This is a genomic window from Blastococcus sp. URHD0036, assembly GCF_000701365.1.
In the GTDB taxonomy this organism is placed as follows: Bacteria; Actinomycetota; Actinomycetes; order Mycobacteriales; family Geodermatophilaceae; genus Trujillonella.
Window position 1 is genome coordinate 190,834 of record NZ_JNIK01000014.1, and the last position, 17,037, is coordinate 207,870.

Genomic DNA, 17,037 nt, shown 5'->3' on the forward strand with positions numbered 1-17,037 from the left:
CCGCGCGGCACACTGGTCCGGCGCCCGCAGCGGTCGGGCCGGAGGGGGCACCGTGAGCGAGCAGGAACCGGCCGGCGGGCGCGTGCCGCGGTCGATCGAGGACTTCGTGGCCCAGTTGCGCGGCTTCACCGAGCGCGCGCGGGGCATGGCCGCGGGCGCCGTGCCCGGCGGCTTCTCGCTGCCCCGGTTGCCGTCGCCGCCGGGGGCCATGTCGGCGGCCCAGCTGAAGGCGATCGACGGCGCGGTGCGCGGGCAGCGCCGGCAGATCCAGGGGATGGTCGCGCAGCTGCAGGCCTTCGACGAGCAGCTGGCCGTGTTCGAGCGGCTGCTGGACCCGCTCGTCGAGTGGAGCGCGACGTGGGCCCGCCTGGAGGGTGCCGTGGCCGATCTCGTCCGGACTCCCGCGCCCCCGGCCGAGGAGGGGACGGCGCCGCCGCCCGGTACCTGACCCTGGGAGACTGCAGATCCGGGGGCGAGAGCGAGGAGCACGACATGGCCGGGCGGTACGAGTACAAGGTCGAGGAGCTCCGCGAGGGCATGCTCGGCGGCAAGATGTCCGGCGACCGGCTGGAGAAGGTGCTGAACGACCACGCCCGCGAGGGCTGGCAGCTCAAGGCCATCACCGCGGTCGAGGTGAAGGGCCGGATCGGCCCCGGCGGCGTCGAGGGCGTGCTGGTGACCTTCGAGCGGCCGACCGCCTGAGGTGGAGCGGGGATCGATCGAGGCCGACGACCGGGCCCTCCTGCACGCCGACTGCGCGCGCTGCGCGGCGCTGTGCTGCGTGCTGCCCCCGTTCGCCGCCTCGGCCGACTTCGCGATCGACAAGCCGGCCGGCCGGGCCTGCCCGAACCTCGCCGCCGACGACCGGTGCGGCATCCACGCGCAGCTGGCCGAGCGCGGCTTCCCCGGGTGCGTGGCCTTCGACTGCTTCGGCGCCGGACAGCAGCTGGTGCAGGTCACGTACCGCGGTCGCGACCCCCGCGCCGAGCCGGGGGCGGCAGAGGTGCTCGACGCGATGCGCCAGGTCTCCGAGCTGCTCTGGTACCTGTCGGAGGCGCTGACCCGGCCGGCCGCGGCACCGGTCCACCCGCGGCTGACCGCCGCCCGGAACCGGGCCCGCGCGCTGCGGGACGCCGGGGCCGCCGAGCTCGCCGCGCTCGACACCGGGGGGCTGCGGCGCGAGGCCGGCGTCCTGCTGCGGGAGGTCAGCGAGCTGGTCCGCGCGGAGCTCCCGGGCCCGCGGCGGGACCGCTCCGGCGCCGACCTGCTCGGCCGGGACCTCCGCCGGGCCGACCTCCGGGCGGCCTGCCTGCGCGGTGCCTACCTGATCGGCGCCGACCTGCGGGGAGTGGACCTGCGCGGCGCCGACCTGCTGGGCGCCGACCTGCGCGGAGCGGACCTGCGCGGGGCGGACCTGCGCGACGCCCTGTTCCTCACCCGGCCCCAGGTGGCCGCCGCCCGCACCGACGGCGCCACCGTCCTGCCGGCCGGACTCGGGTGACGGCGACCGCCGCGGGCGTCCTGGCCCTCTACGACACCCTCGCGCCGGTGACCCCGGCGGAGCTGGTCGGCCGCTGGCGGGGGGCCGAGCTGCCCACGGGGAGCCGGCTGGACGGGCTGCTGACCCTGCACCGCTGGGTGGGCAAGGACGTGGTCGACGCCGAGACCGTGCACCCGCTGCTGTTCGCCGGCCGGCGGGGGACCCCGGTGCCGGTGACGCCCTGGCCGGCGCCGCTCGGGCTGCTGCTGCGCGCGCCGGGGCTGGCGCGCACCCCGCTCGCGCGGGCCGGGTTCGCCGTCCTCCGGCCGCTGCTGCGGGCCCGCCGGCCCGGCGCCCGGGTACGCACGGTGACCGCCCGCGGGGTGGCCACCGCGGCGATCGTCTACGACGCGCTGCCGGTGGTCGACACCTTCCGCCGGGTCGACGGGCGCACTCTGCTCGGGCTCATGGACATGCGCGGTCTCGACGAGCCGTTCGCCTTCGTGCTCAGTCGCCCGCCGGACCGCGCCGGCGCAGCAGGCCGGTGACCGACTCCACCCGCGACTGCGCCTGACGCAGCCCGGAGACGATCGGCAGCAGGTCCTCGGACAGCCGGCGCACCGTCTCCGGCAGCCCGTCGACCACCGGGTCGTCGAGCACCCGGCCCACCCGGACCAGGCCCGGCCGCAGCGCCCGGACGGGCTCCTCCAGCTCCTCGACCAGGGCCTCCAGCCGCTCGGCGGTCCGCTGCGCCGAGGCGATGGCCGCCGTCGCCGTCCGGGTCGCGGTGATCAGCTCGCGCACCGCGCCGTTGAGGTCGGTCAGCGTGCGTGGCAGCGACGCGAGGGCCTCCGTCTGCGTCTGCAGCAGCGAGACGAGGTCGGAGAGGCCGGGGATGCGCGGCAGCCGGAAGGGGTCCACCCGGCAACCGTCGACGGCGGCGGCGCCGGGCGCAAGGCGGCCCGCCGACACCGCGACCGGTCAGCCGGGCAGGACGTCCCGCCAGAGCCGGCCGGCGGCGCGCCCCGTGCCGACGTCGGCGAGCCCCCGCAGGGCGTCCAGGTCGTGCAGGACGCCGGGTGCGCCGCCGAGCAGCGCGAACACGCCGACGCCGGTGGCCAGCATCGACGGCTGCGGCGCCGGCATGCCGGTGGGCCGCACGAACGTGATGCCCCACCGCTGCCCGGCCGCGGTCAGCTTCACGCCGCCGCCGAACCACCACCACGGCCACGTCACATCGGTGACCTGCCGCAGCGCGACGTCGAACACCGGCTCGTCGCTGGTGAAGGTCAGGCCGCGGCGGTCGGTGGCCAGGTAACCGGGCACGTTGCGCAACCCGCCGATCAGCCAGGCGGGGCTCACCAGCAGGCCGGTCGCCGACATCACAGCGCCTTGAGGATGTCCTCGACCCGCTCGCGGGCGTCGCCGAAGAGCATCCGGGTGTTCTCCCGGAAGAACAGCGGGTTCTGCACCCCGGCGTAGCCGGTGTTCATGGACCGCTTGAACACGATGACGTTCTCGGCCTCCCACACCCGCAGCACCGGCATGCCGGCGATCGGGCTGGACGGGTCCTCGGCGGCCGAGGGGTTCACGGTGTCGTTGGCGCCGATCACGAGGACGACGGAGGTCCGCGCGAGGTCGTCGTTGATCTCGTCCATCTCCAGGACGACGTCGTAGGGGACCCGGGCCTCGGCCAGCAGCACGTTCATGTGGCCGGGGAGCCGGCCGGCGACGGGGTGGATGCCGAAGCGGACGTCGACGCCGGCGTCGGTGAGCCGGCGGGTGAGGTCGGCGACAGGCCCCTGGGCGTGCGCCACGGCCATGCCGTAGCCGGGCGTGATGACCACGGACTCGGCGTCCTGGAGCAGTTCGGCGACCTCGGCGGCGGTGATCTCGGTGTGCTCGCCCTCCTCGCCACCGCCGGACGCGGCGGCGCCCTCGTTGCCGAAGCCGCCGGCGATGACGGAGATGAACGAGCGGTTCATGGCCTGGCACATGATGTAGCTCAGGTAGGCACCCGAGGAGCCGACCAGCGCGCCGGTGATGATCAGCAGGTCGTTGTCCAGCAGGAACCCGGAGGCGGCCGCCGCCCAGCCGGAGTAGCTGTTGAGCATCGACACGACGACGGGCATGTCGCCGCCGCCGATCGAGGCGACCAGGTGCCAGCCCAGCGCCAGCGCCAGCGCGGTCAGGACCGCGAGGACCGGCAGGTTCGGCGAGATCACGAAGACGACGGTCAGGACGGCGAAAGCGGCCAGCGCGCCGAGGTTCAGCCAGTTCTTGCCCGGCAGCACCAGGGGGTTGGACCGGATCCGGGCCGAGAGCTTCAGGAAGGCGACGATCGAGCCGGTGAAGGTCACCGCGCCGATGAAGACGCCGATCGCGACCTCGGCGGAGTGGATCTCGGTGGCCAGGCCCAGGACCTCGGCCTCGCCCTCGGGGGCGCCCTCGACGGAGAGGTAGCCGTTCCAGCCGACCAGGACGGCGGCCAGGCCGACGAAGGAGTGCAGCAGCGCGATCAGCTCGGGCATGCCGGTCATCTCGACCTGCCGGGCCCGCCACAGGCCGATCGCCGCGCCGGCGGCCATCGCGACCAGGATCGCGACGATCGCGGCGGCCTCGAGGTCGTCGGCGGCCAGCGCGACGGTGGCGACCAGCGCCAGGGCCATGCCGGCCATGCCGTAGCCGTTGCCGGCCTTGGCGGTCTCGTGCTTGCTCAGCCCGGCCAGGGACAGGACGAACAGCAGGCCGGCGACGAGGTAGGCGGCCGCGGCCGCGGACTCGAGGCTCATCGGTGCGCTCCCGCGGTCGTGGTGACGGCTGCGCGGGCGGGGCCGCGGGTGAACATGCCGAGCATCCGGCGGGTGACGGCGAAGCCACCGAAGACGTTGATGCTCGCCAGCAGCACGGCGATGAACGCGAGCACGGTCACGACCCCGCTGATGTGCCCCAGCTGCAGGATCGCGCCGACGACGATGATCCCGGAGATCGCGTTGGTGACGCTCATCAGCGGCGTGTGCAGCGCGTGGTGCACGTGCCCGATCACGTAGTAGCCGATGACCACCGACAGCGCGAACACCGTCAGGTTGCCGACCAGCTGGTTCGGGGCGAACGCCGTCGCCACGAACAGCAGCGCCGCAGCCAGCCCGACCAGCGCCGACCGGCGGCCGGTCGTCATCGGCTGCTTCTCGACCTTCACCAGCGGGGGCGGAGGTGCGGCGACCGCGGGCGCGGCCGACACGGCGACCGGCGGCGGCGGCCAGAGCACCTGGCCGTTGCGGACGACGGTCATCGCCCGGATCACCACGTCGTCCATGTCGAGCACGAGCTCGCCGTCCTTGGCGGGCGTGAGCAGCTTGACCAGGTTGACCAGGTTGGTGCCGTACAGCTGCGAGGCCTGGGCCGGGAGCCGCCCGGGCAGATCGGTGTACCCGATGATCGTGACGCCGTTGGGCGTCGTCACGACCTGGTCGGCGACCGAGCCCTCGACGTTGCCGCCCTGCGCGGCGGCCATGTCCACGATGACCGAGCCGGGCGTCATCGAGGCGACCATCTCGGCGGTGAGCAGCCGCGGCGCCGGCCGGCCGGGGATCAGCGCGGTGGTGATGACGATGTCGACGTCGCGGGCCTGCTCGGCGTACATCACGGCGGCGCGCTCGTTGTAGTCGTCGGAGGTGACCGACGCGTACCCGGTGCCCCCACCCGGCTGCGGCTCGTCGGCCGGCACGCCCACGTACTGGCCGCCCATCGACTCGATCTGGTCGGCCACCTCGGGGCGGACGTCGGTGGCGCGGACGATCGCGCCCAGGCTGGTGGCGGCGCCGATGGCGGCGAGCCCGGCCACGCCCGCGCCGGCGACCAGGACCTTCGCCGGCGGCACCTTGCCCGCCGCGGTGACCTGGCCGGTGAAGAACCGGCCGAAGGCGTGCGCGGCCTCGATGACCGCCCGGTAGCCGGCGATGTTCGCCATCGACGACAGCACGTCCAGCGACTGGGCGCGGGAGATGCGGGGGACGGCGTCCATCGCCAGCGCGGTGACCGGCCGGCCGGTGAGCTCCCGGATCATGTTCGGGTCGAACGCCGGTGCCAGCAGGCTGACCAGCACGGCGTCCTCGCGGAGCAGGTCGAGCTCCGCGCGGGCGGGCTTGCCCACGTGCAGGACCAGCCCGGCGCCCCACGCCTGCGCCGCGGTGCCGATGCGGGCACCGGCCTCGGCGTAGGCCTCGTCGGGGTGGCTGGCCGCCGCGCCCGCGCCGGACTCGACCACCACCTCGTGGCCCAGGCCGATCAGGGACCGGACGGTGGTCGGGGTGGCGGCCACCCGGGTCTCGCCGGGGGACGACTCGCGTGGAACGCCGATGAGCACGAGCTTTCCTACCAGCCGGGGCCTGTCGGCGGCCCTCCGGCACCCGGGGGGACCGGATACCCCCCGACCGGGTGGTACCGACCGGCCACGGGTGCAGGGGAGACACCGGGAGGCCGTAGTCCACAGCAGTGCCGGGAGAAGACCGGCGCGCACCACCTGCACGCGCAACACAGGACGGAGGGAGGACCGTGACAGCGACTCCCACGCCGGTCGACCCCCGGGTCGCACCAGAGATCGTGTCGTCGGTCTTCTACGGGGCCTCGGTCAGCGACACGCTGGCCCTGCTGGTCGCCGAGATGTCCGACGTTCCCCGGCTCTCCTGGGGCAACGAGGGTGCGGTGCACCTGCTCGGCTACGCCCTCGAGGACCTCTGCGGCCTCCCGGTCGCGCAGCTGCTGCCGTCGCTGCGCGGCAGCGAGCTCAAGCTCCTGCTGCGGCGCGAGCGCACCGCGCGGATGAACCTCCCGGTGCGGACGGCCAGCGGTGTCTTCACCGAGTGCGTCGTCGTCTGCACGCCCACGCCGACCGGCCGGATGTGGAACCTGCGGGTCATCTCGGCCGACAACGACCAGGAGCGCGCGCTGCGGGCCAGCGCCGACGCCCACGAGCAGCGGTTCGCCACCCTGACCGAGCGCTCGCCCGTCCCCACCCTGCTCTCGGAGCAGGGGATGCGGCTGGCCCACGTCAACGACGCCTTCTGCACGCTGGTCGGGCTCCAGGCCGAGCAGCTGCTCGGCACCGGGTGGATGGGCTCCATCCACCCCGACGACCTCGACCACGTGATCGAGCAGGTGGCCGTCGTCCTCGGTGGCGGCGACAGCGAGGCCTCCGCCCGCCTGTGCTGCAGGACGGTGGCGAGCGGAGGACCGTCATCCGGTTCGCCCACCTGTTCACCCCCGGCGTCGGAGCCGGCTTCGTCGCCACCATCGAGGACATCACCGAGCGGCTGGCGTTCGAGACCACGCTGGCCCACCAGGCCAACCACGACCCGCTCACCGGGCTGCCCAACCGCACCCTCCTGGCCGGGCACGTCGCGGAGCGCTTCGTCCGCGGCGCCTCCGGCCTGGCCTGCCTCTTCCTCGACCTGGACGACTTCAAGGTGGTCAACGACTCCCTCGGGCACGCGGCCGGCGACGAGCTGCTGGTCGAGGTCGCCGACCGGCTGCGCGCGGTGGTGCGGCCGGGCGACCTGGTCGCCCGCTTCGGCGGCGACGAGTTCGTCGTCGTCTGCGAGGACGTCGACGAGGACGACGCGGTCGCGCTCGCCCAGCGGATCGGCGCGGCGCTGGCCGCGCCGGTGCGGCTCGGCGGCGTGGACGTCCGCCCGCACGCCAGCGTCGGCGTCACCGTGCAGGCCGAGGAGCACACGTCGCCCGACGACCTCATCCGCGACTGCGACATCGCGATGTACCAGGCCAAGAGCGGCGGCAAGGGGCGGATCACCGTCCTGGACCACCGCGCCCGTGCCGAGGCCCGCGACAAGCTGCGGCTGGTCGCGGACCTCCGCGACGCGATCGAGCGGCGCGAGATCACCCTGCTCTACCAGCCGATCTTCGGCACCGTCGACGGCAGCTCGACCGCGGTGGAGGCGCTGGCGCGCTGGCAGCATGCCGAGCGCGGCCCGATCAGCCCCGTCACCTTCGTTCCCCTGGCCGAGGAGAGCGGCCTGATCGGCCCCCTGGGGTCGCTGGTGTTGGACGAGACCTGCCGCCAGCTGGCCGAGTGGGACGCGCTCCTGGGCCCCGACGCCCCGGGCCGGGCCAACGTCAACGTGTCGGCGCTGCAGCTGGACGACAACCTGCACGGCCTCGTCGTCGCCGCGCTCGACCGGCACGGCCTGCACGCCTCGCGGCTGTCGATCGAGATCACCGAGTCCGCGCTCATGCAGGACCCGGCCGCGGCGCGGGCGATCCTCCAGCAGCTGCGCGACCTCGGTGTGCAGCTGGCCATCGACGACTTCGGCACCGGGTACTCGTCGCTGGCCTACCTGCGGCACCTCCCGGTCGACTGCCTCAAGGTTGACCGGACCTTCGTCGCGGAGCTGGCCGAGGGCCACACCGAGATCACCACGGCCGTCATCGCGCTCGCCGGCAGCCTCGGGCTGTGCACCGTCGCCGAGGGCGTGGAGACCGCGGAGATGGCCGAGCAGCTGACCCGCCTGGGCGCCACGTACCTGCAGGGCTTCCACCTGGCGCAGCCGATGAGCGGCGCCGGCGCGGCGGCCTGGTACGCCCAGCGCGCGCCCGGGGCCGGCAGCCCGGCCACCCTCCCGACCCGACCCACCCCGGAGCAGACGTGACCCGCCCGCAGCTCGCCGCCGCGCCCTCGTTCGACCTGGACACGCTGCTGGCCAGCATCGACACGATGGCGGCCCAGAAGCCCGTCGCCGCGCAGATCGTGTCGGTGGCCAACTCCGACGAGACCAGCGCCCGCGTCCTCGCCGACATCCTCGCCGCCGACGTCGCCCTGGCCAGCCGCGTGATGAAGCTGGCCAACAGCGCCTACTTCGGGATGCGCGGCCGGGTGGCCTCGCTGCAGTTCGCGGTCACCGTGGTCGGGTTCACCACCGTCCGCACCATGGCGACGGTCGCGCTCACCGACCTCGACGACGAGTCCCGGCTGCCCGGGGACTTCTGGGCCAGCACGACCAGCGTCGCGCTGGCGGCGTCGCTGCTGGCGCCGCGGTTCGGCGAGCGGCCCCAGGACGCGCTCTGCCTGGGTCTGCTGGCGCAGGTCGGCGTCGCGCTGCTGCACCACAACGACCCGGCGGGCTACGGCGAGCTGCTGGCCGAGGAGTCGACGTTTCCCGGCCGCCGGGCCGCCGAGGTGCGCCGCTACGGGATCTCGGGGATGCGGCTGACCGGGGTCGCGCTGGAGCAGTGGGGCTTCCCGCGCAGCATGGTGGGACCGCTGGCCGCCGTCGACGACCGGAGCTCGACCGAGGGAGCGCTGCTGCGCTGTGCCTTCGAGCTGGCCGCCCGGCTGACCCAGCCCGGCTACCAGCCGGTCGACGTCGCGCAGCTCACCGACGGCCAGGTCCGCGAGGACGCGGTCGCACCCGTCCTCGACCAGGTCGCCCAGGACGCCGACGAGCTCCGCCGGGCGATGCTCGACGGCTAGTCCGCACCGACGACAGCGGCCGGCGCCCCGCTCGGGGACGCCGGCCGCTGCCGTGGGGGAGTGCTCAGCCCGTGTAGGGCGCGCCCAGCGGGTCGACGGTCGGGTGCTCCCCGACGGTGGCCGCGAGCCGGTCGAGGGCGAAGTCGCCGTCACCGAGCACGTGGTCGATCGCGGTGAGCCGGCTGGTGTAGTGCCCGATCTTGTACTCCGCGGTCACGCCGATGCCACCGTGCAGCTGGATGGCCTCCTTGCCGATGTGCCGGCTCGCGCGGCTGGTCTGCAGCCGGGCCCGATCGGCGGCGGAGACGACGTCTCCACCGGCGTCGGCGACCATGCTCGCCCACAGCGCGGTGCTGCGGGCCAGCTCCAGGGAGACGTACATGTCCGCGGCGCGGAAGGTGAGCGCCTGGAACTTGTTCAGCGTCACCCCGAACTGCTTGCGCTGCGTCAGGTACTCCGACGTGGTGCGCAGCGCCGTCTCCATCGCGCCGACCGCCTCGTTGGCGTAGGCGATCCGCGCGAGGGCGAAGGCCCGCTCGACGTCGGCGCTGCGGTCCGCGGTGCCCTCACCGAGCAGCCGGGCGGGGGTCGACGCGAACGTCACGTTGGCCGCCCGGCCGCCGTCGTGGGTGCGGTAGCCGGTCCTCGACAGGCCCGAGGCCTCCCCGTCGACGACGAACAGCGCGGTGCCGCCGTCGGTGACGGCGCTGACCACCAGGACGTCGGCGCGGGCGCCGTTCAGCACCGGCTCCTTGACGCCGGTGAGCGTCCAGGAGTCGCCGTCCTGCGTGGCGGTCACGCCGGCGGCCGAGGCGCTCCACCGGGTGCCGGGCTCGGCGTGCGCGAAGGCGAGCACGCTGCTGCCCTCGCTCAGCGGGCCGAGGAGCTCGGCGCGCTGCTCGGCGGTGCCGACGGCGGCGACGAGGCCACCGGCCAGCACCACGGCCTCGACGAAGGGCTCGGGCGCCAGGACACGGCCGATCTGCTCGGCGACGATCGCCACCTCGATCGGGCCGGCGCCCATGCCGCCGTCCTCCTCGGGGAAGGGCAGGCCCAGCACGCCCATCTCGGCGAGCTGGCCCCACGTCTTCTCGTCGAATCCGGGGTCGTTCTTGGTGACCTGGCGGCGCTGCTCGGCGTCGCCGTAGGCCCGGTCGAGGAGGCCGCGGACGGCCTCGCGCAGGTCGTTCTGCTCGCTGTCGAACTCGAAGTTCATCTCGTCAGAGCCCCAGGATCGTGCCGGCGATGATGGTGCGCTGCACCTCGTTGGAGCCTCCGTAGATGGAGACCTTCCGGTAGTTCAGGTACTCGGGCACGGTCACCCGGGCCCAGTCCGGGACGTCGGAGCCGCCGTCGGCGTACGAGGCCAGCGAGAGCGGGCCGGCGATGTCGACCAGCAGCTCCGTGGCGGCCTGCTGCAGCTCCGAACCGCGCAGCTTGAGCACCGACGACGCCGGGTGCGGGCGGCCGTCGGCGGAGTTGGCGACCACGCGCAGCGCGGTCAGCTCCAGCGCCAGCAGCTCGTTCTCGACCTCGGCGATCCGGCCGGCCATCCGCGGGTCGTCCAGCAGCGTGCGGCCGCCGACGGTGGTCTCGCGGGCCAGCTCCTTGGCCAGCGCCAGGTAGGACTTGGTGGTGCCCACCCGGGCGATGCCGACCCGCTCGTTGCCGAGCAGGAACTTGGCGATCGTCCAGCCCTGGTTCTCCTCGCCGACGAGGTTCTCCGCGGGGACGCGGACGTCTTCGAAGAAGACCTCGTTGACCTCGAAGCTGCCGTCGAGCAGCTCGATCGGCCGCAGCGTGACGCCCGGGGTGTCCATCGGGAAGAGCAGCAGCGAGATGCCGCGCTGCTTCTTCTCCGCGGTCGGGTCGGTGCGGCAGAGGCAGAAGATCCAGTCGGCGTGCTGGCCGAGCGTGGTCCAGGTCTTCTGGCCGTTGACGATCCAGTCGTCGCCGTCGCGGACGGCGGTGGTGCGCAGCGACGCCAGGTCGGAGCCGGCGTCGGGCTCGGAGAAGCCCTGGCACCACCAGATGTCGAGGTTCGCGGTCTTGGCCAGGTAGCGCTCCTTCTGCTCCTGGTTGCCGAACTGCGCGAGCACCGGGCCGATCATGGACGTGTTGAACGCCAGCGGCTCGGGGACCGACGCGAGCTGCATCTCCTCGCGCCAGATGTGGCGCTGCAGCGGCGTCCAGTCCTTGCCGCCCCACTCGACCGGCCAGTGCGGCACGGCGAGACCGGCGGCGTTCAGCGCGCGCTGGGCCTCGACGTACTGGTCCTTGCTGACGTGGCGGCGGGCGGCCACGGTGTCCCGGATCTCCTGGGGCACCTGCGTGGTGAAGAAGGTGCGCATCTCCTCCCGGAAAGCCTCGAGCTCCGGGGACAGCTGCAACCGCATCGGACCTCTCTCCTGACGTCGGCCACCGTGGGCGACGCCCTCTCGTGCGTGTGACGACGACGATCCCACATCTGTTACCGGCGGGTAGCACGGGACGGGCGCCCCCGCTCGCGGGAACCCCCCGCCCGCGGCGGGCGTTGCCGCGATCATGGAGCTGACCTGCCCGAAGTGCCACGGGACCATGCGCACCTACGAGCGCAACGGCGTCCACGTCGACCAGTGCAGCGACTGCCGCGGGATCTTCCTCGACCGGGGTGAGCTCGAGCGGTTGATCGACGCCGAGAACGACTGGCACGGCGAGGCCCGCGCCCCGAAGCCGGCACCGGTGGCCGACGGCCGCTACCGCTCCGACCACGACCGGGAGGACGACCGGTACCGGGACCAGCAGCGGGCGGCGTCCTCCGGGGGGCTCGGGTCGGTCGTCAGCGAGGTGCTCGGCCAGGTCCAGGGCCGCTCGCACTCGAGTTCCTCCCGCCGGCCGTACGAGAAGAAGCGCAAGGAGTCCTTCCTCAGCGACCTCTTCGGCTGAGGAGGGGTGCCCCGCCCTCCGGCGGGGCACGCTGGGTGCGTGTTCGACGTCGACTGGATGGACCTGCTCTGCCGGGCGGTGCTGCGGGAGCGGACCGCCGAGTTGGTCGCCGAGGCCTGCGCCTGGAGCGTCGGTCTCTCCGACCGGCCGCACCTCCTGCGCCGGCGCGGGCGGCTGGTGGAGACCGGCGGCACGACCGGCGACCGCGCCGCCACCGGCCAGATGCTCAGCGGGGACGAGGACGGCCGGCTCGACCTCGGTGACGCCCGGCCGGGCAGCTTCGCCGACGCGCTGAACGCGGTGGGCCCGGACGGCGTCGTCCACGCCGACCGGTTCGACCGCGAGGTGGTCGACCCCTTCGTGCTGGCCACCTGCGTCCTGGCCGCGGAGCGGGCGCGCGACACCCGGCCCGCCGAGTGGGCGGAGCTGCTCGACGACCTGGGCGAGGACGGCACCGACCTGCCGGCCGTCGTCGCGGCGGGGGAGTGGGAGGCGCCGCTGCGGATCGACGCCGAGCACCTGGTGCTGGCCGCGCTGGGCGACGTCCCCCTGCTGCAGGTGGAGGCCGAGGGGCTGCCGCTGTCACTGGTGCGCCGTGCCGAGGCGCTCACCCGTGAGGCGGCGGCGCCGTCCCCGCCGACCGCACCGGTGGAGGACCCCGCCGCCTCGGGCGCGGTGTTCCTCGCCCGCGCGGCCCTGGCCGACGGCGGCCTGCCGGAGCCGGTCGCCCGGACGGACGCCGACCGGCTGCTCGCCCTCCTGATCGCGGAGGGCATCGAGCCGGAGGAGGTCGCCGCCGTGCTGCCGCACCTGCCGCTCGCACCGGGGACGGCGGGCGTGGTGCTCGGCCTGCTGGCCGCGCGCGGCTGACCGGCCCGGTCACGCGCCGGGGTCTGCCACCAGCCGGGTGAGCACGCGGGGGAGCAGGTCGGGGGGCACTGCTCCGGGCTCCGGCAGCGACTCGACGGCGAGGCCGTGGACGAGGGCCAGCAGCACCACGCCCAGCGACTCGGCGTCCCAGCCGGCCACGCCGCGCCGCGCGAGGAAGCCGGCCACGACGGCGGTGACCCGGTCGCGGAACTCCCGGCGGGTGGCCACGAACACCTCGCGCACGGCCGGCTCGCGCACCGCCCGCTGCCAGAAGTCCAGGAACAGGACCTGCCAGCGCGGATCGAGCCGGCCCAGCTCCGTCGCGACGGCGGCTAGAGCCTCGGGCAGGTCCCGCGCGTCGGCCATCGCCGCCTCGATCGCAGCGAGCCGGGCGGCCACCTCGTCCTCCATGAGGGCGAGGAACAGCTCGTCCTTGCCGGCGAAGTTGGAGTAGACGGCGCCCTTGGTGAACCCAGCGGCGGCCGCGACGTGGTCGAGGGTCGCAGCGGCGAACCCGCGGTCGGCGAACACCTGGCGGGCGCCCTCGAGGAGCCGGCTGCGCACGTCGGCGCGCGCGGGACGGGGCATGCGGCCGGGTGTGCGCGGGGACACCGCGCGGGGACTGGACTCTGCCACGGAGGCGAGGATACTCATCAGTATCCAATACCAGCCGGTATCGAGGAGAGGCATGACCCGTCCGGAGCCCCCGGTCCCCGCCCGCAGCAGCGCCGCCCGCACAGCGGTGCTGGTCCTGGGCGTGCTCCTCCTGCAGCTCGGCTTCGTGCTGAGCTACATCGGGGCGTTCCACTCGCCGACCCCGCGGGACGTGCCGCTGGCCGTCGTGTTCCCGGCCGGCGCGCCCGCGGCGACGGTCGACGAGGTGGTCGCCGGTCTGAACGGCATCGACGGCTCGCCGCTGGACGCGCGGGCGGTGGCCGACGAGGCGACCGGTCGGGACCTGCTGGCCGACCGCGAGGTCGACGGCGTCCTGGTGCTCGGCACCGGCACCGAGGACCGGCTCCTGGTGGCCGGCGCGGAGGGTGGCGCGCTCAGCACCGCGCTCGAGACCGTCGTCGAGCGGGTCGACGCCGCCCAGCAGCGCACGGTCACCACCGACGACGTCCTGCCGGCCGGTGACCGGGACACCCGCGGCCTGTCGCCGTTCTACCTCGCCGTCGGCTGGGTGGTCGGCGGATACCTCGTCGCCGCGATCATCGGCGTCGCCTCGGGCCCCCCACCGACCCGGCGGTCGGCGCTCGGCCGGCTCGGGGCACTGGCGGCCTACGCCGTGGTCTCGGGCGTCGGCGGCACGCTCGTCGCCGGCGCCGTGCTGGGGGCGCTCGACGGCCCCGTGCTCGCGACGTCGGCGCTCGGCACGCTGGTCGTGTTCGCTGTCGGCGCGTTCACCATGGCGCTGCAGGGCGTGCTCGGGCTGGTCGGCGTCGGGGTGGCGATCCTGGTGTTCGTCGTCCTCGGCAACCCGAGCGCCGGTGGCGCCTACCCCGGCCCGCTCCTCCCGCCGTTCTGGGCGGCGATCGGCCCCTGGCTGCCGCCGGGCGCCGGCACCGACGCCGTCCGGGCGATCGTGTACTTCGACGGCACGGGGGCCGGGCGTTCGCTGCTCGTCCTCGCTGGTTACGCGGTGGTCGGGGTCGTCGTCACGCTGCTGGCGGCCGGCCGCGGCGCGAGCAGCCAGGTGAGCAGCGCGGTCGCGACCGAGACGGCGCAGCCGCCCAGCGCCAGCGCGGTGTAACCGCCGGCAGAGGGGAACGGCGCCCCCGCCGGCGTCGCCGCGGCCAGCACCGCGGCGACGACGGCGCTGCCGGTGGAGAAGCCGACGTAGCGCAGCACCTGGTTGAGGCTCATGGCGCTGCCGGTCTCCCGCGGCGGGACGGCGCCCACGACCAGCCCGGGGAGCACGGCGAACACGGCCCCGACCCCGAACCCGGCCAGCGCCATGACCCCGCCGAGCGCCCACAGGTTCCCGGGCACCAGGGCGTACAGGCCCAGCGCGAGGGCGAGCACCAGCGCACCGGCCGGCAACGAGACGTGCGGACCGGCGCGGTCGGTGAGCGCCCGCGCGGCCCGGCTCGCGCCGACGCTGGCGACCGAGAACGGCACCAGCACCAGGCCGGCGACCACAACGCTGGACCCGAAGCCGTAGCCCGAGGCGGCGGGCGTCTGGGCGAACACGGTCACCGAGGCCAGGAGCAGGTAGTTGGCCATGCCGACCAGCAGCGAGGTCAGGTGGGCGGTGGCCGCCGTCCGCCCCCGGGCCAGCCGCAGGTCGACCAGCGGCGCGGGGACGCGCAGCGACCAGGCGATCCACCCGGCGGCGGCCAGCACGCTCGCCGCGGCCAGGCCCAGGAGCCGGGGCGAGGTCCAGCCCCAGGTGTCGCCCTCGCTGAGCACCAGCAGGCCGCCGGCCAGCGCACCGCCCAGCAGCACGGCGCCGACGACGTCGAGCCGGCGCGGCGCGGCCGTCGGCGGCGGCGGGAGCACCAGCGCGCCGGCGACCAGGGCCAGGCCGCTCACCGCGGCGCCCAGCCAGAAGGCGGCGTGCACGCCGCCGAGGTCGGCGACCAGCCCCGCGACGGGGTAGCCCAGGCCCACGCCGGCGACGACGGTGATCGACAGCGCCGCGACGGTGGCGCGCTGCCGCGGACCGGTCAGCGCGTCACGGGCGGTGGCCATGGCCAACGGGGCCAGCCCCAGCCCCAGGCCCTGGAGGGCCCGGCCGGCCAGCAGCCAGCCGAAGCCGAGCGGCAGCGCGGCCAGCACGCTGCCGGCCAGGACGACGGCGAGGGCGCCCAGCATCACCCGCCGCCGGTGCCGCCCGTCGCCGAGCCGGCCGAGCACCGGGGTCGCCACGGCGCCGACGAGCAGGCTCACGGTCAGCGACCACTGCGCGTCGTGGACCGGGACGTCGTAGACCTCCGCGATCGCCGGCACCAGCGGCGCGCCCAGGCTGCTGATCACCGCGACCACGGCGACGCAGAAGACCAGCACCGGGGGCAGCGCCCGGGCGGCCGCCGTGGGGGTGCCCTGGACGGGGTCGGTGCGGGTGCTCATCCCTCGATCGGCAGACCGGTGTAGTTCTCGGCCAGTTCGCGGGCGGCGGCTTCAAAGGAGCAGACCCGGCGCAGCTGGGAGAGCTGGAGTTGGGCGTCGAAGTCGTCGCCGGAGGGGTGCAGCATCGAGGTCATCCACCAGGAGAAGTGGGTGCAGCGCCAGACCCGGCGCAGGGCGGTGTCGGAGTAGGCGTCGACCAGGTCGGTTCGCTTCTCGCGCAGGAGGCGGGTGAGGGCGGTGGCCAGCAGCGTGACGTCGGCGACGGCGAGGTTGAGGCCCTTGGCGCCGGTGGGCGGGACGATGTGCGCGGCGTCGCCGGCGAGGAACAGCCGCCCGCGGCGCATGGGGGCGCTGACGAACGAGCGCATCGGCAGGATCGACTTCTCGGTGATCGGGCCGGTGTTCAGCTCCCAGCCGTCGAGGGCGAAGCGGGTGGCCAGCCCCTCCCAGATGCGGTCGTCGGACCAGTCCTCGATCTTCTCCGACGGGTCGACCTGCAGGTACAGCCGCGAGACCGTGGGGGAGCGCATCGAGTAGAGGGCGAAACCGTCGGGGTGCCAGGCGTAGATCAGCTCGTCGGTGGCCGGCGCGGCGTCGGCGAGGATCCCCAGCCAGGCGTAGGGGTAGGTGCGCTCCCAGACCTGCGCGCCGGATGCGCCTCCGGCGACGACCGCACGGCTCGGGCCGTGGAAGCCGTCGGTGCCCGCGATCACGTCGCACTCGAGCACCTGCGGGGTGCCGTCGGCGTCGGTGAAACGGATGCGGGGGGAGTCGCCGTCGACGTCCTCCGGGACGACGTCGGAGACCTCGAACAGCAGCGGTGGGCCGCCGTCGAGCTGGGTGGCGATGAGGTCCTTGGTGACCTCGGTCTGGCCGTAGACCCACACGGTGCGCCCGCACAGCGCCGGGAAGTCGAGGGTGTGCCGGGTGCCCGGGTACTGCAGGTGGATGCCGGAGTGCTCCATGCCCTCGCGGTGCAGCCGGTCGCCGACGCCGGCGGCGGTGAGCGTGTCGACGGTGTGCTGCTCGAGGATGCCGGCGCGGATACGGGCCTCGACGTAGTCGCGGGAGCGGTTCTCCAGCACCACGGAGTCGATGCCCTGCAGCGTCAGCAGCCGCGACAGCAGGAGCCCGGCCGGCCCCGCCCCGATGATCCCCACCTGAGTGCGCACGCTGCCGAGTGTGACCACCTCGGCCCGGGCGG

The 17,037-nt window shown here is 74.7% G+C and carries 18 protein-coding genes and 1 pseudogene; 10 read left to right on the forward strand and 9 right to left on the reverse strand.

Going from position 1 to position 17,037, the window contains the following annotated elements:
* The first annotated feature begins 52 nt into the window (after window positions 1-52).
* The 4 genes from N555_RS0113050 to N555_RS0113065 are packed head-to-tail and all read left to right on the forward strand — an operon-like array spanning window position 53 to window position 2,028.
* A complete protein-coding gene (locus tag N555_RS0113050) occupies window positions 53-448 on the forward strand; it encodes a hypothetical protein (protein ID WP_029431934.1) in 396 nt (131 codons plus the stop codon).
* A gap of 44 nt (window positions 449-492) precedes the next feature.
* Window positions 493-702 (forward strand): DUF4177 domain-containing protein, encoded by a 210-nt coding sequence (locus N555_RS0113055; protein ID WP_029431935.1) that lies wholly within the window; start codon window positions 493-495, stop codon window positions 700-702.
* A gap of 1 nt (window position 703) precedes the next feature.
* Window positions 704-1,501 carry a pentapeptide repeat-containing protein gene (locus N555_RS0113060; protein WP_231502730.1) on the forward strand — a complete coding sequence of 266 codons (798 nt, stop codon included), beginning with the start codon at window positions 704-706 and terminating at the stop codon, window positions 1,499-1,501.
* Window positions 1,498-2,028, forward strand: coding sequence for a DUF4334 domain-containing protein (locus N555_RS0113065; protein WP_029431937.1), 531 nt, complete (start codon window positions 1,498-1,500; stop codon window positions 2,026-2,028). Before N555_RS0113060 ends, N555_RS0113065 begins: the two co-directional genes overlap by 4 nt.
* Here the strand turns inward: N555_RS0113065 and N555_RS0113070 are convergent.
* From N555_RS0113070 to N555_RS0113085, 4 genes are read right to left on the reverse strand one after another with little or no spacing between them, the layout of a single operon-like run.
* On the reverse strand, window positions 1,988-2,401 hold the full coding sequence (locus N555_RS0113070) for a hypothetical protein (RefSeq protein WP_029431938.1): 414 nt from the start codon (window positions 2,399-2,401) through the stop codon (window positions 1,988-1,990). The two genes, N555_RS0113065 and N555_RS0113070, sit on opposite strands and share 41 nt — an antisense overlap.
* A 60-nt stretch (window positions 2,402-2,461) precedes the next feature.
* Window positions 2,462-2,863: a hypothetical protein gene (locus N555_RS0113075; protein ID WP_029431939.1), complete on the reverse strand. Its 402-nt coding sequence runs from the start codon at window positions 2,861-2,863 to the stop codon at window positions 2,462-2,464.
* Window positions 2,863-4,272 (reverse strand): Re/Si-specific NAD(P)(+) transhydrogenase subunit beta, encoded by a 1,410-nt coding sequence (pntB, locus tag N555_RS0113080; RefSeq protein WP_029431940.1) that lies wholly within the window; start codon window positions 4,270-4,272, stop codon window positions 2,863-2,865. The genes N555_RS0113075 and pntB overlap by 1 nt, the downstream gene beginning before the upstream one ends.
* On the reverse strand, window positions 4,269-5,846 hold the full coding sequence (locus N555_RS0113085; protein WP_051684038.1) for a Re/Si-specific NAD(P)(+) transhydrogenase subunit alpha: 1,578 nt from the start codon (window positions 5,844-5,846) through the stop codon (window positions 4,269-4,271). The genes pntB and N555_RS0113085 overlap by 4 nt, the downstream gene beginning before the upstream one ends.
* Window positions 5,847-6,379: 533 nt before the next feature.
* On the opposite strand from N555_RS0113085, the pseudogene N555_RS28735 reads away from it, so the two are divergent.
* The 3 genes and pseudogenes from N555_RS28735 to N555_RS0113100 form a co-directional block, all read left to right on the forward strand.
* Window positions 6,380-6,631 (forward strand): annotated as a pseudogene (locus tag N555_RS28735) (PAS domain S-box protein); the annotation flags it as partial.
* A 53-nt stretch (window positions 6,632-6,684) separates the two neighbouring features.
* Window positions 6,685-8,145: a putative bifunctional diguanylate cyclase/phosphodiesterase gene (locus N555_RS26870; protein ID WP_231502731.1), complete on the forward strand. Its 1,461-nt coding sequence runs from the start codon at window positions 6,685-6,687 to the stop codon at window positions 8,143-8,145.
* Window positions 8,142-8,966, forward strand: a complete 825-nt coding sequence (locus tag N555_RS0113100) for an HDOD domain-containing protein (RefSeq protein WP_029431944.1) — start codon at window positions 8,142-8,144, stop codon at window positions 8,964-8,966. The genes N555_RS26870 and N555_RS0113100 overlap by 4 nt, the downstream gene beginning before the upstream one ends.
* Before the next feature lie 64 nt (window positions 8,967-9,030).
* Here N555_RS0113100 and N555_RS0113105 read toward each other — a convergent pair whose 3' ends face one another.
* Both N555_RS0113105 and N555_RS0113110 read right to left on the reverse strand, forming a co-directional pair.
* The gene (locus N555_RS0113105) at window positions 9,031-10,182 is read right to left on the reverse strand and encodes an acyl-CoA dehydrogenase family protein (RefSeq protein ID WP_029431945.1); all 1,152 of its coding nucleotides are present in this window, start codon (window positions 10,180-10,182) and stop codon (window positions 9,031-9,033) included.
* 4 nt (window positions 10,183-10,186) lie between these two features.
* The gene (locus tag N555_RS0113110; protein ID WP_029431946.1) at window positions 10,187-11,362 is read right to left on the reverse strand and encodes an acyl-CoA dehydrogenase family protein; all 1,176 of its coding nucleotides are present in this window, start codon (window positions 11,360-11,362) and stop codon (window positions 10,187-10,189) included.
* Window positions 11,363-11,543: 181 nt separating this feature from the next.
* Between N555_RS0113110 and N555_RS25960 the strand changes: the two genes are divergently transcribed.
* Complete coding sequence (locus tag N555_RS25960) at window positions 11,544-11,891, forward strand: TFIIB-type zinc ribbon-containing protein (protein WP_231502732.1); 348 nt, start codon at window positions 11,544-11,546, stop codon at window positions 11,889-11,891.
* 39 nt (window positions 11,892-11,930) lie between these two features.
* Window positions 11,931-12,761, forward strand: a complete 831-nt coding sequence (locus N555_RS0113120; protein WP_029431948.1) for a hypothetical protein — start codon at window positions 11,931-11,933, stop codon at window positions 12,759-12,761.
* 9 nt (window positions 12,762-12,770) lie between these two features.
* Here the strand turns inward: N555_RS0113120 and N555_RS0113125 are convergent, their stop codons facing one another.
* On the reverse strand, window positions 12,771-13,397 hold the full coding sequence (locus tag N555_RS0113125) for a TetR/AcrR family transcriptional regulator (RefSeq protein ID WP_197029003.1): 627 nt from the start codon (window positions 13,395-13,397) through the stop codon (window positions 12,771-12,773).
* A 52-nt stretch (window positions 13,398-13,449) separates the two neighbouring features.
* Here N555_RS0113125 and N555_RS27455 point away from each other — a divergent pair, with 52 nt between their 5' ends.
* Window positions 13,450-14,514, forward strand: coding sequence for an ABC-2 transporter permease (locus tag N555_RS27455; protein WP_197029004.1), 1,065 nt, complete (start codon window positions 13,450-13,452; stop codon window positions 14,512-14,514).
* Here N555_RS27455 and N555_RS0113135 read toward each other — a convergent pair.
* On the reverse strand, window positions 14,397-15,833 hold the full coding sequence (locus tag N555_RS0113135) for an MFS transporter (RefSeq protein WP_081866190.1): 1,437 nt from the start codon (window positions 15,831-15,833) through the stop codon (window positions 14,397-14,399). The two genes, N555_RS27455 and N555_RS0113135, sit on opposite strands and share 118 nt — an antisense overlap.
* The gene (locus N555_RS0113140; protein ID WP_029431952.1) at window positions 15,830-17,005 is read right to left on the reverse strand and encodes a 4-hydroxybenzoate 3-monooxygenase; all 1,176 of its coding nucleotides are present in this window, start codon (window positions 17,003-17,005) and stop codon (window positions 15,830-15,832) included. The genes N555_RS0113135 and N555_RS0113140 overlap by 4 nt, the downstream gene beginning before the upstream one ends.
* Window positions 17,006-17,037: the final 32 nt, after the last annotated feature.

Bases quoted from the DNA above. Each gene is read 5' to 3' on its own strand.
- N555_RS0113055 (WP_029431935.1), top strand. From the start codon at position 493: ATGGCCGGGCGGTACGAGTACAAGGTCGAGGAGCTCCGCGAGGGCATG.
- N555_RS27455 (WP_197029004.1), top strand. From the start codon at position 13,450: ATGACCCGTCCGGAGCCCCCGGTCCCCGCCCGCAGCAGCGCCGCCCGC.
- N555_RS0113135 (WP_081866190.1), bottom strand. From the start codon at position 15,833: ATGAGCACCCGCACCGACCCCGTCCAGGGCACCCCCACGGCGGCCGCC.
- pntB (WP_029431940.1), bottom strand. From the start codon at position 4,272: ATGAGCCTCGAGTCCGCGGCCGCGGCCGCCTACCTCGTCGCCGGCCTG.
- N555_RS0113110 (WP_029431946.1), bottom strand. From the start codon at position 11,362: ATGCGGTTGCAGCTGTCCCCGGAGCTCGAGGCTTTCCGGGAGGAGATG.
- N555_RS25960 (WP_231502732.1), top strand. From the start codon at position 11,544: ATGCGCACCTACGAGCGCAACGGCGTCCACGTCGACCAGTGCAGCGAC.
- N555_RS0113105 (WP_029431945.1), bottom strand. From the start codon at position 10,182: ATGAACTTCGAGTTCGACAGCGAGCAGAACGACCTGCGCGAGGCCGTC.
- N555_RS0113075 (WP_029431939.1), bottom strand. From the start codon at position 2,863: ATGTCGGCGACCGGCCTGCTGGTGAGCCCCGCCTGGCTGATCGGCGGG.